Raw genomic sequence first — 12,799 nt, forward strand, 5'->3', positions numbered from 1 at the left:
CGGACGCTACCCGTCTGACCTCGAACGGAACAGTCAGGGCTACAGGGGCCGGATGTCGTGGTGGAAGCGGAAGACGTTGTCCGGGTCGTACGCCCGCTTCACCTTCTCCAGCCGGAGCATGTTGCCGACGCCGAGGCCCGCGCGGAGCCGTTCGGCGCCCTCGTCGCCGATGAGGTCCAGCGGGACGTCGCCGGTGGTCCACGGCGCGACCCCGGAGCGGACCTCCCGCACCCAGGCGAGGGCGCGCTCGTCGCCGGCCGGGTCCGCCCAGCGGGCGGACGGGTGTGCCACCCAGGGGGCGTCCCGGAAGGGGAGCGGGTAGTCGTGCGGACCGGCCGCGACGGCGCCACCCTGTGGGAACAGCAGATGCCGGGTACCGGTCGGCACGGGCATCCGCGCACCGAGCGAGCAGTAGACGTCCACGAGATCGTCCGGCAGGCCGGTCAGGCACTCGGCCGAGGAGAGGCTCCGCAGGCCGGGCGGGGTATCGAACACGCCCAAGGCGTCCGCGTACGGCAGCTCGCCCGCCACCGGCAGCGCCAGCAGCGGCGCGGCCAGCTCCCGCAGCGTCCCGGCCCCGCCCGCGTACGTCACCAGCGCCCCGCACACCAGCTCCCCGTAGGCGGACCCGGGCGGCCCGGTGAGGTACAGCAGCGCCCCGCTCAGCCGGTCCGGGCCGGTCTCGATGGCCTCGCGGAAGGCGCGCACCACCTCGGGACCGTGCTCCGGCCGGTACAGCGGCAGAGCGGCCGCGAACTCGGGCAGCTCATGCAGGTCCAGGGTGAGCGCGGTCGCCACGCCGAAGGTGCCGCCCCCGCCGTGCAGCGCCCAGAACAGCTCGGGGTGCGCCTCGGGGCCGACACGTATCAGCTCGGCGTCGGCCGTCACCAGCTCCACGCCCCGCAGACCGTCCACGGCGAGCCCGAAGGCGCGGTCCAGCCATCCGGTGCCGCCGCCGAGCACGAACCCGGCGACCCCGGCGGCGGAATCCGGGGCGCCGGGGGTGACCAGCCCGTACGCCTGGCAGGCCCGGTCCAGATGGCTCGTGGTGGCCCCGCCCTCGATCCGTACGGTCCGGGCCTCCGGGTCGACGCTCACCCCGTGCATCCGGCGCAGGTCCACCACGGCCCCGCCGTGGCCGAGGGCACCGCCCACGGCCACCGGCAGGTCCAGATCACGGGCGAAGCGCACCGCGCGCACCACGTCGGCCGCGTCCGCGCACCGGGCGATCACGGCCGGCCGCCGTTCGGTCCGCGCGTCGGAAACGGCCCGCGCCGCGTCGTATCCCGCGTCGCCGGGCGCGAACACCGCACCGCTCAGCTCGTCACGCAACGCGGCCAGCGCCGCGCCGGCCTTCGAGAGGGGGGCCATGGCCGCCCCCTTCCGCTCGGGGCAGTGAGCTCCAGCCTAGGAGCGTCAGCCCCCGTACGCCCCCGAAGCCGTCAGCCGCAGGGCGGTGTCGATCAGCGGGACGTGGCTGAACGCCTGGGGGAAGTTGCCGACCTGGCGTTGGAGGCGGGGGTCCCACTCCTCGGCGAGGAGGCCGAGGTCGTTGCGGAGGCCGAGGAGCTTCTCGAACAGCTTGCGGGCCTCGTCCACGCGGCCGATCATCGCCAGGTCGTCCGCCATCCAGAACGAGCAGGCCAGGAAGGCGCCCTCGTCACCGGGGAGGCCGTCCACGCCCGCGTCGTCGCCGTCGGTCGGGTAGCGCAGGATGAACCCGTCGGAGGTGGACAGCTCGCGCTGGATCGCCTCGATGGTGCCGATCACCCGCTTGTCGTCCGGCGGGAGGAAGCCCATCTGCGGGATCAGCAGCAGGGAGGCGTCCAGCTCCTTGGAGCCGTAGTACTGGGTGAAGGTGTTGCGCTCCGGGTCGTAGCCCTTCTCGCAGACCTCGCGGTGGATGTCGTCGCGCAGTTCCTTCCAGCGCTCAAGGGGGCCCTCCGCGTCCCCGGACTCGATCAGCTTGATCGTGCGGTCCACGGCCACCCAGGCCATCACCTTGGAGTGCACGAACTGGCGGCGCGGCCCGCGCACCTCCCAGATGCCCTCGTCCGGCTCCTGCCAGTGGTCCTCGAGGTAGCGGATCAGCTTGAGCTGGAGCACCGAGGCGTAGTCGTTGCGGGCGAGGCCGGTCATGTGGCCCAGGTGGAGGGCCTCGATGACCTCGCCGTACACATCCAGCTGGAGCTGGTCGGCGGCGCCGTTGCCCACCCGGACCGGGCGGGAGTTCTCGTAGCCCGGCAGCCAGTCCAGCTCGGCCTCGCCCAGCTCACGCTCACCGGCGATGCCGTACATGATCTGGAGGTTCTCCGGGTCGCCCGCGACCGCCCGCAGCAGCCACTCGCGCCAGGCGCGGGCCTCGTCGCGGTAGCCGGTGCGCAGCAGCGAGGACAGGGTGATCGCCGCGTCCCGGAGCCAGGTGTAGCGGTAGTCCCAGTTGCGCACGCCCCCGATGTCCTCCGGCAGGGAGGTGGTGGGCGCGGCCACGATGCCGCCGGTGGGGGCGTAGGTGAGCGCCTTCAGCGTGATCAGCGAGCGGATCACGGCCTCGCGGTAGGGGCCGTGGTACGTGCACTGCTCGACCCACTCGCGCCAGAACTCCTCCGTCGCCTGAAGCGCCTGCTCCGGCTCGGGCAGCGGGGGCGCCTCCTTGTGCGAGGGCTGCCAGGAGATGGTGAACGCCACCCGGTCACCGGCGGAGACGGTGAAGTCGGAGTACGTCGTCAGGTCCTTGCCGTAGGTGTCGGCCTCGGTGTCGAACCACACCGAGTCGGGACCCGCGACGGCGACCGTACGGTTGTCGTACTTGTGTACCCACGGCACCACTCGGCCGTAGGAGAACCGCATCCGCAGCTCCGAGCGCATCGGCACTTCCCCGCTGATGCCCTCCACGATCCGGATGAGCTGCGGGGCGCCGTCACGCGGAGGCATGAAATCCGTCACCCGCACGGTGCCGCGCGGGGTGTCCCACTCCGACTCCAGGATCAGCGAGTCGCCCCGGTAGCCCCGCCGGGCCGCCGTGGGCGGGGCGGTGTCCGCCGCGAACGCCGGGCCGAGCCGCCAGAAGCCGTGCTCCTCGGTGCCCAGCAGTCCGGCGAAGACGGCGTGCGAGTCGAAGCGGGGCAGGCACAGCCAGTCCACCGTGCCGTCCCGGCAGACCAGGGCAGCGGTCTGCATGTCTCCGATGAGTGCGTAGTCTTCGATGCGCCCGGCCACGTGCAACTCCAGTCGAACGGCCACGTCACCCCGCGCGAGGGGGTGATCGCCAGTGCGGTCAAGGGTGGTTGTCATACGTCGTTGAAGCGGTGAAGCAAAGCAGCCCGCGCAGCCCTGTGGCAAAACGGCGGTCCCTGCTCGACGAAACCGCCGACGAACTGCCGTGCTCACGATGGTCCGGGTACTAAAGGCGGGGGTGTGCCGTCATCCCGGCCTGGCTCGGCAGCGAGTGTCCGAGCAGGATACGACGCACGTAGATGATCTGCGCGCCGCTCCGGGCAACCCGTGTGAGCCGAACGAGTGAGCGCGGGGTGAGGACTCCGTGACCACCGCCCGGACGCCCGCCAGCCCACGCCGGACCTGCTCACGCGAGCCCGGCCGGCCGTGCACGGAGCGTGGCCGGACGCCGACTCCTCCGGGCGCTGATACCCTGGTAGCCCGTGGACCGGTGGGCCCCAAAACCCCCGAACCGCAGCGACGACGCCACCGCGAGGAACACCTGATTCTCCGGGCCGGCGACCGCACCGCATCACAGACAGCGACCACGGGAGCCCCCTCTTGGCCATGCCGCCGAAATCTACGACGACCAAGCACATCTTCGTCACCGGGGGTGTCGCATCCTCGCTCGGCAAGGGCCTCACCGCCTCCAGCCTGGGCATGCTGCTCAAGGCTCGCGGCCTGCGCGTCGTGATGCAGAAGCTCGACCCGTACCTGAACGTCGACCCGGGCACGATGAACCCCTTCCAGCACGGTGAGGTGTTCGTCACCAACGACGGCGCCGAGACCGACCTGGACATCGGCCACTACGAGCGCTTCCTCGACCGCGACCTCGACGGCTCGGCCAACGTCACCACCGGCCAGGTCTACTCCACGGTCATCGCCAAGGAGCGGCGCGGCGAGTACCTGGGCGACACCGTGCAGGTCATCCCGCACATCACGAACGAGATCAAGCACCGCATCCGGCGCATGGCCACCGACGAGGTGGACGTCGTCATCACCGAGGTCGGCGGCACCGTCGGCGACATCGAGTCGCTGCCGTTCCTGGAGACCGTCCGCCAGGTCCGCCACGAGGTCGGCCGGGACAACGTCTTCGTCGTCCACATCTCGCTGCTGCCGTACATCGGCCCCTCCGGCGAGCTGAAGACCAAGCCGACCCAGCACTCCGTCGCCGCGCTGCGCAACATCGGTATCCAGCCCGACGCGATCGTGCTGCGCTGCGACCGCGAGGTCCCCACCGCCATCAAGCGCAAGATCTCGCTGATGTGCGACGTGGACGAGGACGCCGTCGTGGCCTGCCCCGACGCCCGCTCCATCTACGACATCCCCAAGGTCATCCACGCCGAGGGCCTGGACGCCTACGTCGTCCGCAAGCTCGACCTGCCCTTCCGGGACGTGGACTGGACCACCTGGGACGACCTGCTGGGCCGGGTGCACAAGCCGGACCACGAGATCACCCTCGCCCTGGTCGGCAAGTACATCGACCTGCCGGACGCCTATCTGTCGGTGACCGAGGCGCTGCGCGCGGGCGGCTTCGCCAACCGCGCCCGCGTCAAGATCAAGTGGGTCACCTCCGACGACTGCAAGACCCCGGCCGGTGCCGCCGCCGCCCTCGGTGACGTGGACGGCATCTGCATCCCCGGCGGCTTCGGCGACCGCGGTGTGCTCGGCAAGGTCGGCGCCATCCGCTACGCCCGCGAGAACAAGGTCCCGCTGCTCGGCCTCTGCCTGGGCCTGCAGTGCATCGTGGTCGAGGCCGCGCGGAACCTGGCCGACATCCCGGACGCCAACTCCACCGAGTTCGACCCGGCCACCGCCCACCCGGTCATCTCCACCATGGCCGAGCAGATGGACATCGTCGCCGGTGAGGGCGACATGGGCGGCACCATGCGGCTCGGCATGTACCCGGCGAAGCTGGCCGAGGGCTCCATCGTCCGCGAGGTCTACGACGGCAAGGAGTACGTCGAGGAGCGGCACCGCCACCGCTACGAGGTCAACAACTCCTACCGCGCCGAGCTGGAGAAGAAGGCGGGCATCGTCTTCTCGGGCACCTCGCCCGACGGCAAGCTCGTCGAGTACGTCGAGTACCCGCGCGAGGTCCACCCCTACCTCGTCGCCACCCAGGCGCACCCCGAGCTGCGCTCCCGGCCGACCCGGCCGCACCCGCTGTTCGCGGGCCTGGTGAAGGCTTCCGTCGAGCGCAAGACGGCGGGCAAGCCGAAGAACTCCAAGTAACACACCAGTTGTTACGGTGGCCGGGGTGCGAACCTTCAAAGGTGCGCACCCCGGTTTTCTTTTGCGCAGGTTTCTTTTGCGCACATGGCACGTGGAGGGACAGGGCATGACGATCAAGGACACCCCCGAGGAGTGGGAGGTCCGTGCGAGCGGGACCCCGTTCACGGGCGGCAAGACCTCCGTCCGCACGGACGACGTGGTCATGCCCGACGGCTCGGTGGCCCGCCGCGACTACCAGGTCCACCCCGGCTCGGTCGCGGTCCTCGCCCTGGACGAGCAGGACCGGGTCCTGCTCATCAACCAGTACCGCCACCCCGTGCGCCACAAGCTCTGGGAGATCCCGGCCGGGCTGCTGGACGTGCCCGGCGAGAACCCGCTGCACGCCGCCCAGCGCGAGCTGTACGAGGAGGCGCACGTCAAGGCCGAGGACTGGCGGGTGCTGACCGACGTCTACACCACCCCCGGCGGCTGCGACGAGGCCGTACGGATCTTCCTCGCCCGCGACCTCGCCGAGGCCGAGGGGGAGCGCTTCGTCACGGAGCACGAGGAGACGGACATGGAGTACGCGCGCGTGCCCGTGGACGAGCTGGTGCGGCTGGTGCTCGCCGGGGACGTGCACAACAACTGCCTGGTCGTGGGCGTCCTCTCGCTGGTCGCCGCCCGCGCCGGGGACGGTCTGGACGCCCTGCGCCCGGCCGACGCGCCCTGGCCCGCGCGCCCCTTCGCCTCCTGAATCCGGCCAAGATCCACGACCGCGTCCCATTGGTGTGACCATCGCCTGATCCGATCGGGGGATGTGTCCGCCGCGCTCCACCGGGAACGTCGCAGAGCGTGAACTAGGCTCAGCAAACGCCCGTACCGGAAGAACCGGCGGGCTTTGCGCGTGCGGTGGGACGGGAGCGTGGCCCGTGACGGATCAGGCGGTGGACCAGGAAGAGGCGCGGCTGTCGGAGCCGCCGGCCCAGGAGGGCCATTTCCTCGGGCGCACACGGGAGTTGAAGGAGCTCAGGGCCGACATCGAGCGCACCGGCCTGGACACCCTCGCCGGACGCAAGGCACCCCGGGCCCGCGTTCTCCTCATCGCCGGACGCCCCGGCTCCGGCCGGACCGCGCTCGCCGAGGAGTTCGTGGCCCAGGTCGCGCAGCGTTACCCCGACGGCGTGTTCCGGGCCCGCCTCAGCGACCCCGACGGCACCCCCGTACCGGTTGAGCGCACCGCCCGCGAACTGCTCACCGCGCTCGGCACCCGCGCCCCCGCGGGCGCCGCCGAGGACGAGCTGACCGAGGCCCTGCGCACCGCCCTCGCTCCCCGGCGTGTCCTGCTCCTGCTGGACGACGCCACCGGGGCCGAACAGGTCGACGCCCTCCTCCCGGACGCCCCCGACTGCCTGGTGGTCGCCGTCTCCCGCGGCCCCCTCACCGGCATCTCCGACGTCCGCCCCTGCACCCTGGGCGGCCTGGACACCAAGTCCGCGGTGGAACTACTCACCCGGTACACCGGCTCGGTCCGCGTCACCGTCGACCCCCGCTCCGCCGAGAACCTCGCCGAGATCTGCGCGGGACAGCCCGCCGCCCTCACCCTGGCGGGCGGCTGGCTCGCCGCCCGCCCCCAGACGGCCGTCTCCGACCTCGCCAAGCGGCTGCACAGCGACCCCGACGACGGCCCCGCCCTCGCCCGCGTCCTCACCCTCGTCCACGACGGACTGCCCGCCTCCACCGCCCACATGCTGCGCCTGCTCTCCCAGGCACCGGCGGGCCCCGTCGACGCGCACACCGCGTCCGCCCTCGCGGGCTGCTCCCTCAAGGCCGCACACACCGTGCTGCGGGAACTGGCCGCCCTCGGCCTGCTCCGCCCGGCCCGCTCACCGCTGCCCGAGTACGACATCCCCGGCTGTCTGCACCCCCTGCTGCGCGCCCTCGCCGAGGCCAAGGAGCGCCCCGCCGAACTCCAGCTGGCCCGCGCCCGGCTGCTGGAGCGGGACGTACGGCTGCTCCAGTCCTGCCGCGCCAGCACCGAGACCGACAGCCCGCAGGCCCGCGAGAAGCTCCAGGCGCTGCCCCCGGGCCTGCGCTTCCCCAGCCCCCGCGCGGCCGCCGAATGGCTCACGGCCCGGCGCCCGGCGCTGCTGGCCGCCGCCCGGCTCGCGGTGGCCGACGGGGAGCTGGACACCCTCGCCCGACGGCTGATGTCCCAGCTGGTCCGGGCCATGGTCGCGCACTTCGGCACCCAGGCCGCGGCCCCCGACCTGTACGGCATCCACGGCCTGGTCCTCGATGTCGCCGAGCGGCGCGGCCTGCCCCGCGAGAAGGCCGCCGCCCTGCTGAACCTGGGCGACGTGGACGCCCAGACCGGCCGCACCCGCGACGCGCTGGCCCGCTACCGGGCCGCGCTGGACGCCGGACGCGAGGCGAACGACCCGTACGCCACCGGCCGCGCGATGGAATCCGTGGGCGGCGCGCACCAGGAGCTGGGCGACCACGACCGGGCCGCCGACTGGTTCGGCCGCGCCCTGTCCCAGCGCCTCGCCCGCGGCGAGCGCGCCGAGGCCGCCCGGCTCTACGGCCGTATCGCCACCGCCCACACCTACGCGGGCCGGTACGGCGAGGGCCTGCGCAACTGGCGGGCCGCCCTCGCCGGATACCGCAAGGAGGGCGACGTCGCCGCCCACGCGCGCGCCCTGAGCGAGCTGGCCCGCGTCCAGGAGTACGCCGGACGCCCCGAGGAATGCCTGCGCACCTGCCAGGAGGCGGTGGAGTGGGCGCGGCGCGCGGACGACACCCGGCTCCAGGCCGCGCTCCAGCTGCGGCTGGCCGACACCCTGGACCGGCTCGGCGACCCCACGGCCGCCCGCCTGCACCGCGCGGCGGCGGAGCGCATGCTGGAGGAAGAGGCGGCCACCGGGCCCGCCGCTGAAGGCCGGTCAGTGAAGGTGGACGCCGACGCCTGCGAAATCCGCAGTGCATCCGATGAAGATTGATGCAATGGAAGGCTAGACACTCAGAACACCTTCATTAGACTGGCTCTGCCGCACGTTCTCCTGCGGTGTCTCCCGGTGTGCCCCGGCACGCCCGGGTATGTCTTTCCAACGCACCCCCCATACCCCCTGAGCCAAGGACCGTGATCGACGTGAAGGTCGGCATCCCCCGCGAGGTCAAGAACAACGAGTTCCGGGTGGCCATCACCCCCGCCGGCGTGCACGAGCTGGTGCGTAACGGCCACCAGGTCGTCATCGAGCGGGGCGCCGGTCTCGGCTCCTCGATCACGGACGAGGAGTACATCGCCGCAGGCGCCGGGATGCTCGACTCCGCCGACCAGGTGTGGGCCGACGCCGACCTGCTGCTGAAGGTCAAGGAGCCGGTCGCGGAGGAGTACCACCGCCTGCGCAAGGACCAGATCCTCTTCACCTACCTGCACCTGGCCGCCTCGCGCGAGTGCACCGACGCCCTGCTGGAGTCCGGCACCACGGCGATCGCCTACGAGACCGTCGAGCTGGCGAACCGCGCGCTGCCGCTGCTCGCCCCGATGTCCGAGGTCGCGGGCCGTCTCGCCCCGCAGGTCGGCGCCTACCACCTGATGCGCCCGGCCGGCGGCCGCGGTGTGCTCCCCGGCGGCGTGCCGGGCGTGACCCCGGCCAAGGCCGTCGTCATCGGCGGCGGTGTCTCCGGCTGGAACGCCACCCAGATCGCCGTCGGCATGGGCTTCGAGGTGACGCTGCTGGACCGCGACATCAACAAGCTGCGCGAGGCCGACCGGATCTTCGGCAGCAAGGTCAAGGCGATCATGTCCAACGCCTTCGAGCTGGAGAAGGCCGTCCTCGACGCGGACCTCGTCATCGGCGCCGTCCTCATCCCGGGCGCCAAGGCCCCGAAGCTGGTCACCAACGAGCTGGTGTCGCGGATGAAGCCCGGAAGTGTCCTTGTCGACATCGCCATCGACCAGGGCGGCTGCTTCGAGGACTCCCGTCCCACCACGCACGCCGAGCCGACCTTCCGGGTGCACAACTCGGTCTTCTACTGCGTCGCCAACATGCCCGGGGCGGTGCCCAACACCTCCACCAACGCGCTCACCAACGCGACGCTGCCGTACATCGTCTCGCTCGCCAACAATGGCTGGGTGGAGGCGCTGCGCCGCGACGCCGCGCTGGCCCGTGGTCTCAACACCCACGACGGCAAGGTGGTCTACAAGGAGGTCGCCGAGGCGCACGGCCTGGAGCACGTGGCGATCGAGACCCTGATCGGCTGACCTCGACAGCGGCGGCGAACACCCAAGTCGCCCGCGCGTAAAAGGCGATTCGTCAACACGGATCGTCAACACCGCGAACCCGGCCGGACCTTGCCCGACAAGGTCCGGCCGGATGTGTGTATGGTCACTTTGCGAGGCTAGGCCAACTCGCCTCGAACGTAACGCTTGGACCGATTCGCACACCGGTGAAACCTGCTGTGCGACGGCTGTACGCCCTTGACAGCGGGATGTTTCATTGTCGACACATCGTGCCGGGTCCGGCGGATTGTGTTGCTGCGGACCGCCGACACGCCATAGAGTCGCCAACCGTCGGCATGGTGCCACGCTGACCTTGTCTAGAAGTCCTTTGGCCGCCAAGGAGGTAAGACGACTTGTGAATGAGTCGACATTTTCTCCCGGAGGTGGTCGACCAGGATTGCGCGGAGAGGGCCAGGGTCCCGAGGGACACGAGGCCGTCGGCTCCGTCGCGGTGCGCACCTTCGCAGCCCACCAGAGTCCGGTTCCGCAGACGGCCCGGAGAGCACACCAGAGCATGGATGGCCAACACGTGAACGCCATGGCCGGCGACGGAAGTGGCGCGCCCCGCAACCACTTCGCCGACTACGACGAACTGCCCGAGGGGCACTTCTACGACCCCGACGCCGAGTACGAGCCCGATCCGGAGTACGCGGCCACGCTCGCGCCCGACGCGGCCCGCCAGCGCCGTGAGCGCGTCGGCCCGACCGGCCGCCCGCTGCCGTACTTCCCGATCCCGGGCCCGCTGACCGACCACGGCCCCGCGAAGATCATCGCCATGTGCAACCAGAAGGGCGGCGTCGGCAAGACCACGTCGACCATCAACCTGGGTGCGGCGCTCGCGGAGTACGGACGGCGCGTGCTGCTCGTGGACTTCGACCCGCAGGGCGCGCTGTCGGTGGGTCTGGGCGTCAACCCGATGGAGCTGGACCTCACCGTCTACAACCTGCTCATGGAGCGGGGCATGTCGGCCGACGAGGTCCTGCTGAAGACGGCGGTCCCCAACATGGACCTGCTGCCCTCCAACATCGACCTGTCGGCGGCCGAGGTCCAGCTGGTCTCCGAGGTCGCGCGCGAGTCCACGCTCCAGCGCGCCCTGAAGCCGCTGATGGACGACTACGACTACATCGTGATCGACTGTCAGCCCTCGCTGGGTCTGCTCACCGTCAACGCGCTGACCGCCGCGCACAAGGTGATCGTGCCGCTGGAGTGCGAGTTCTTCGCGCTGCGCGGTGTGGCCCTGCTGACCGAGACCATCGAGAAGGTCCAGGAGCGGCTCAACCCCGACCTGGAGCTCGACGGCATCCTGGCCACGATGTACGACTCGCGCACCGTCCACAGCCGCGAGGTGCTGGCCCGGGTGGTCGAGGCGTTCGACGACCACGTCTACCACACGGTCATCGGGCGCACGGTCCGCTTCCCGGAGACCACGGTCGCCGGTGAGCCGATCACCACGTACGCCTCCAACTCCGTCGGCGCCGCCGCCTACCGTCAGCTCGCCAGGGAGGTGCTCGCCCGGTGTCACGCCGAGTGAGTCTGCCCGGAGCCGACGAACTGTTCCGTACGACCGGGGGGATGGGGCTCCAGTCCTCCTCGCCCCGGCGCGGGCCCGGCCAGGAGGCGCGGGTGCCCGCACCGGCGGGGGAGAGCGACCCGGCCGCGACCGCGCAGGACGCGCCGCCGTCGGTGCCCGTCCAGGGCGGCGACGGCGAGGGCGCCGAGCACACCGCGGCGGCGGGTCCGGAGTCCGCCGAGTCCCGTATCCGGCCCGCCCGGCGGCAGACCGAGACGGACGACTCCGGCGCCGAACAGCCCCGTAAGCGCGGCCGGGCGGCCGCCCGGCGGCCCAGCGGACGCGAGCGGCACGACGAGAAGATCACCGTGTACGTCTCGGCCGAGGAGCTGATGGACCTCGAGCACGCCCGGCTGGTCCTGCGCGGCGAGCACGGTCTCGCCGTCGACCGCGGCCGGATCGTCCGCGAGGCGGTCGCCGTGGTCCTCGCCGACCTGGAGTCCCGCGGGGAAGCCAGCATCCTGGTCCGGCGGCTGCGGGGGCGCTAGCCGCGCCTCGCACCGGTCGGCCGATACCCTGCGAGCCCCATGAACGTGCACACGACCGGCTCCAGACGCCCGCTGGGCCGGGGCCCGGACACCACACCTCCGGCCCCGGCTCTTGCCGAGCCGTCGGAGCAGCCTGCCCCCGACGGGGTGTTCAAGGTGCGGCTCGACAACTTCGAGGGCCCCTTCGACCTGCTGCTCCAGCTCATCACCAAGCACAAGCTGGACGTCACCGAGATCGCCCTGTCCAAGGTCACCGACGAGTTCATGGCGCACATCCGGGCCATGGGAGCCGACTGGGACCTGGACCGGACCACCGAGTTCCTCGTCGTCGCCGCCACCCTGCTCGACCTCAAGGCCGCCCGGCTGCTGCCCGCCGCCCACGTGGAGGACGAGGCCGACCTCGCCCTGCTGGAGGCGCGGGACCTGCTCTTCGCCCGGCTGCTCCAGTACCGGGCCTACAAGCGGATCGCCGACATCTTCAACGAGCGGCTGGACGACGAGAGCCTCCGGTATCCCCGTACTGTCGGCCTGGAGCCGGTCCACGCCGAGCTGCTGCCCGAGGTCGTCATCAGCATCGGGCCCGAGGGTTTCGCCCGGCTCGCGGTCAGGGCGATGCAGCCGAAGGCCAAGCCGCAGGTGTACGTCGACCACATCCACGCCCCGCTGGTGAGTGTGCGGGAGCAGGCCGGGATCGTCGTCGCCCGGCTGCGCGAGGCCGGTGAGGCCGACTTCCGCGCGCTGGTGGCCGACACCGACGACACCCTCACGGTGGTGGCCCGCTTCCTCGCCCTGCTGGAGCTGTACCGCGAGAAGGCCGTGGCCCTGGAGCAGGAGACCGCGCTCGGCACCCTGCTGGTCCGCTGGACCGGCGGGGAGCGGGCGGCCGCCCCGCTGGTCACCGACGAGTTCGACCGGCCCGCCGAGGCATCGAAGGACAGGGCGAAGGACAGGGAGCGGAAGACGTGAAGCACCAGGACACGGACGAGCGCGTCGCCGCCCTCGACCTCAAGCCCGCCCTGGAGGCCGTCC

At 71.7% G+C, this 12,799-nt stretch carries 9 protein-coding genes; 7 read left to right on the forward strand and 2 right to left on the reverse strand.

Features of this window, described 5'->3' with window-relative positions; genetic code table 11:
- Positions 1–39: 39 nt before the first annotated feature.
- Positions 40–1,371, reverse strand: a complete 1,332-nt coding sequence (locus tag ACI2LY_RS28100; protein ID WP_404709590.1) for an FAD-binding oxidoreductase — start codon at positions 1,369–1,371, stop codon at positions 40–42.
- A gap of 45 nt (positions 1,372–1,416) precedes the next feature.
- The gene (locus ACI2LY_RS28105; protein ID WP_404709853.1) at positions 1,417–3,219 is read right to left on the reverse strand and encodes a glycoside hydrolase family 15 protein; all 1,803 of its coding nucleotides are present in this window, start codon (positions 3,217–3,219) and stop codon (positions 1,417–1,419) included.
- Between the two features lie 564 nt (positions 3,220–3,783).
- Between ACI2LY_RS28105 and ACI2LY_RS28110 the strand changes: the two genes are divergently transcribed.
- The 7 genes from ACI2LY_RS28110 (at position 3,784) to ACI2LY_RS28140 (ending at position 12,736) form a co-directional block, all read left to right on the forward strand.
- Positions 3,784–5,451 (forward strand): CTP synthase, encoded by a 1,668-nt coding sequence (locus tag ACI2LY_RS28110; protein WP_350903014.1) that lies wholly within the window; start codon positions 3,784–3,786, stop codon positions 5,449–5,451.
- A 106-nt stretch (positions 5,452–5,557) separates the two neighbouring features.
- Positions 5,558–6,184, forward strand: a complete 627-nt coding sequence (locus tag ACI2LY_RS28115) for an NUDIX domain-containing protein (protein ID WP_404709591.1) — start codon at positions 5,558–5,560, stop codon at positions 6,182–6,184.
- A gap of 175 nt (positions 6,185–6,359) precedes the next feature.
- Positions 6,360–8,429 carry a tetratricopeptide repeat protein gene (locus ACI2LY_RS28120; RefSeq protein WP_404709592.1) on the forward strand — a complete coding sequence of 690 codons (2,070 nt, stop codon included), beginning with the start codon at positions 6,360–6,362 and terminating at the stop codon, positions 8,427–8,429.
- 149 nt (positions 8,430–8,578) lie between these two features.
- Complete coding sequence (gene ald, locus ACI2LY_RS28125) at positions 8,579–9,694, forward strand: alanine dehydrogenase (protein ID WP_389004906.1); 1,116 nt, start codon at positions 8,579–8,581, stop codon at positions 9,692–9,694.
- A gap of 556 nt (positions 9,695–10,250) precedes the next feature.
- Positions 10,251–11,243: a ParA family protein gene (locus ACI2LY_RS28130; RefSeq protein WP_389004905.1), complete on the forward strand. Its 993-nt coding sequence runs from the start codon at positions 10,251–10,253 to the stop codon at positions 11,241–11,243.
- Positions 11,228–11,770: a hypothetical protein gene (locus ACI2LY_RS28135; protein WP_401453058.1), complete on the forward strand. Its 543-nt coding sequence runs from the start codon at positions 11,228–11,230 to the stop codon at positions 11,768–11,770. The genes ACI2LY_RS28130 and ACI2LY_RS28135 overlap by 16 nt, the downstream gene beginning before the upstream one ends.
- 39 nt (positions 11,771–11,809) lie before the next feature.
- On the forward strand, positions 11,810–12,736 hold the full coding sequence (locus ACI2LY_RS28140; protein WP_404709593.1) for a segregation and condensation protein A: 927 nt from the start codon (positions 11,810–11,812) through the stop codon (positions 12,734–12,736).
- The last annotated feature ends 63 nt before the right edge of the window (positions 12,737–12,799 follow it).

This window comes from Streptomyces sp. NPDC002176 (genome assembly GCF_044903645.1).
In the GTDB taxonomy this organism is placed as follows: domain Bacteria; phylum Actinomycetota; class Actinomycetes; order Streptomycetales; family Streptomycetaceae; genus Streptomyces.

Coding starts and splice junctions, on each gene's coding strand:
- ACI2LY_RS28115 (WP_404709591.1), top strand. CDS start 5,558: ATGACGATCAAGGACACCCCCGAGGAGTGGGAGGTCCGTGCGAGCGGG.
- ACI2LY_RS28140 (WP_404709593.1), top strand. CDS start 11,810: ATGAACGTGCACACGACCGGCTCCAGACGCCCGCTGGGCCGGGGCCCG.
- ACI2LY_RS28110 (WP_350903014.1), top strand. CDS start 3,784: ATGCCGCCGAAATCTACGACGACCAAGCACATCTTCGTCACCGGGGGT.
- ACI2LY_RS28130 (WP_389004905.1), top strand. CDS start 10,251: ATGGCCGGCGACGGAAGTGGCGCGCCCCGCAACCACTTCGCCGACTAC.
- ACI2LY_RS28100 (WP_404709590.1), bottom strand. CDS start 1,371: ATGGCCCCCCTCTCGAAGGCCGGCGCGGCGCTGGCCGCGTTGCGTGAC.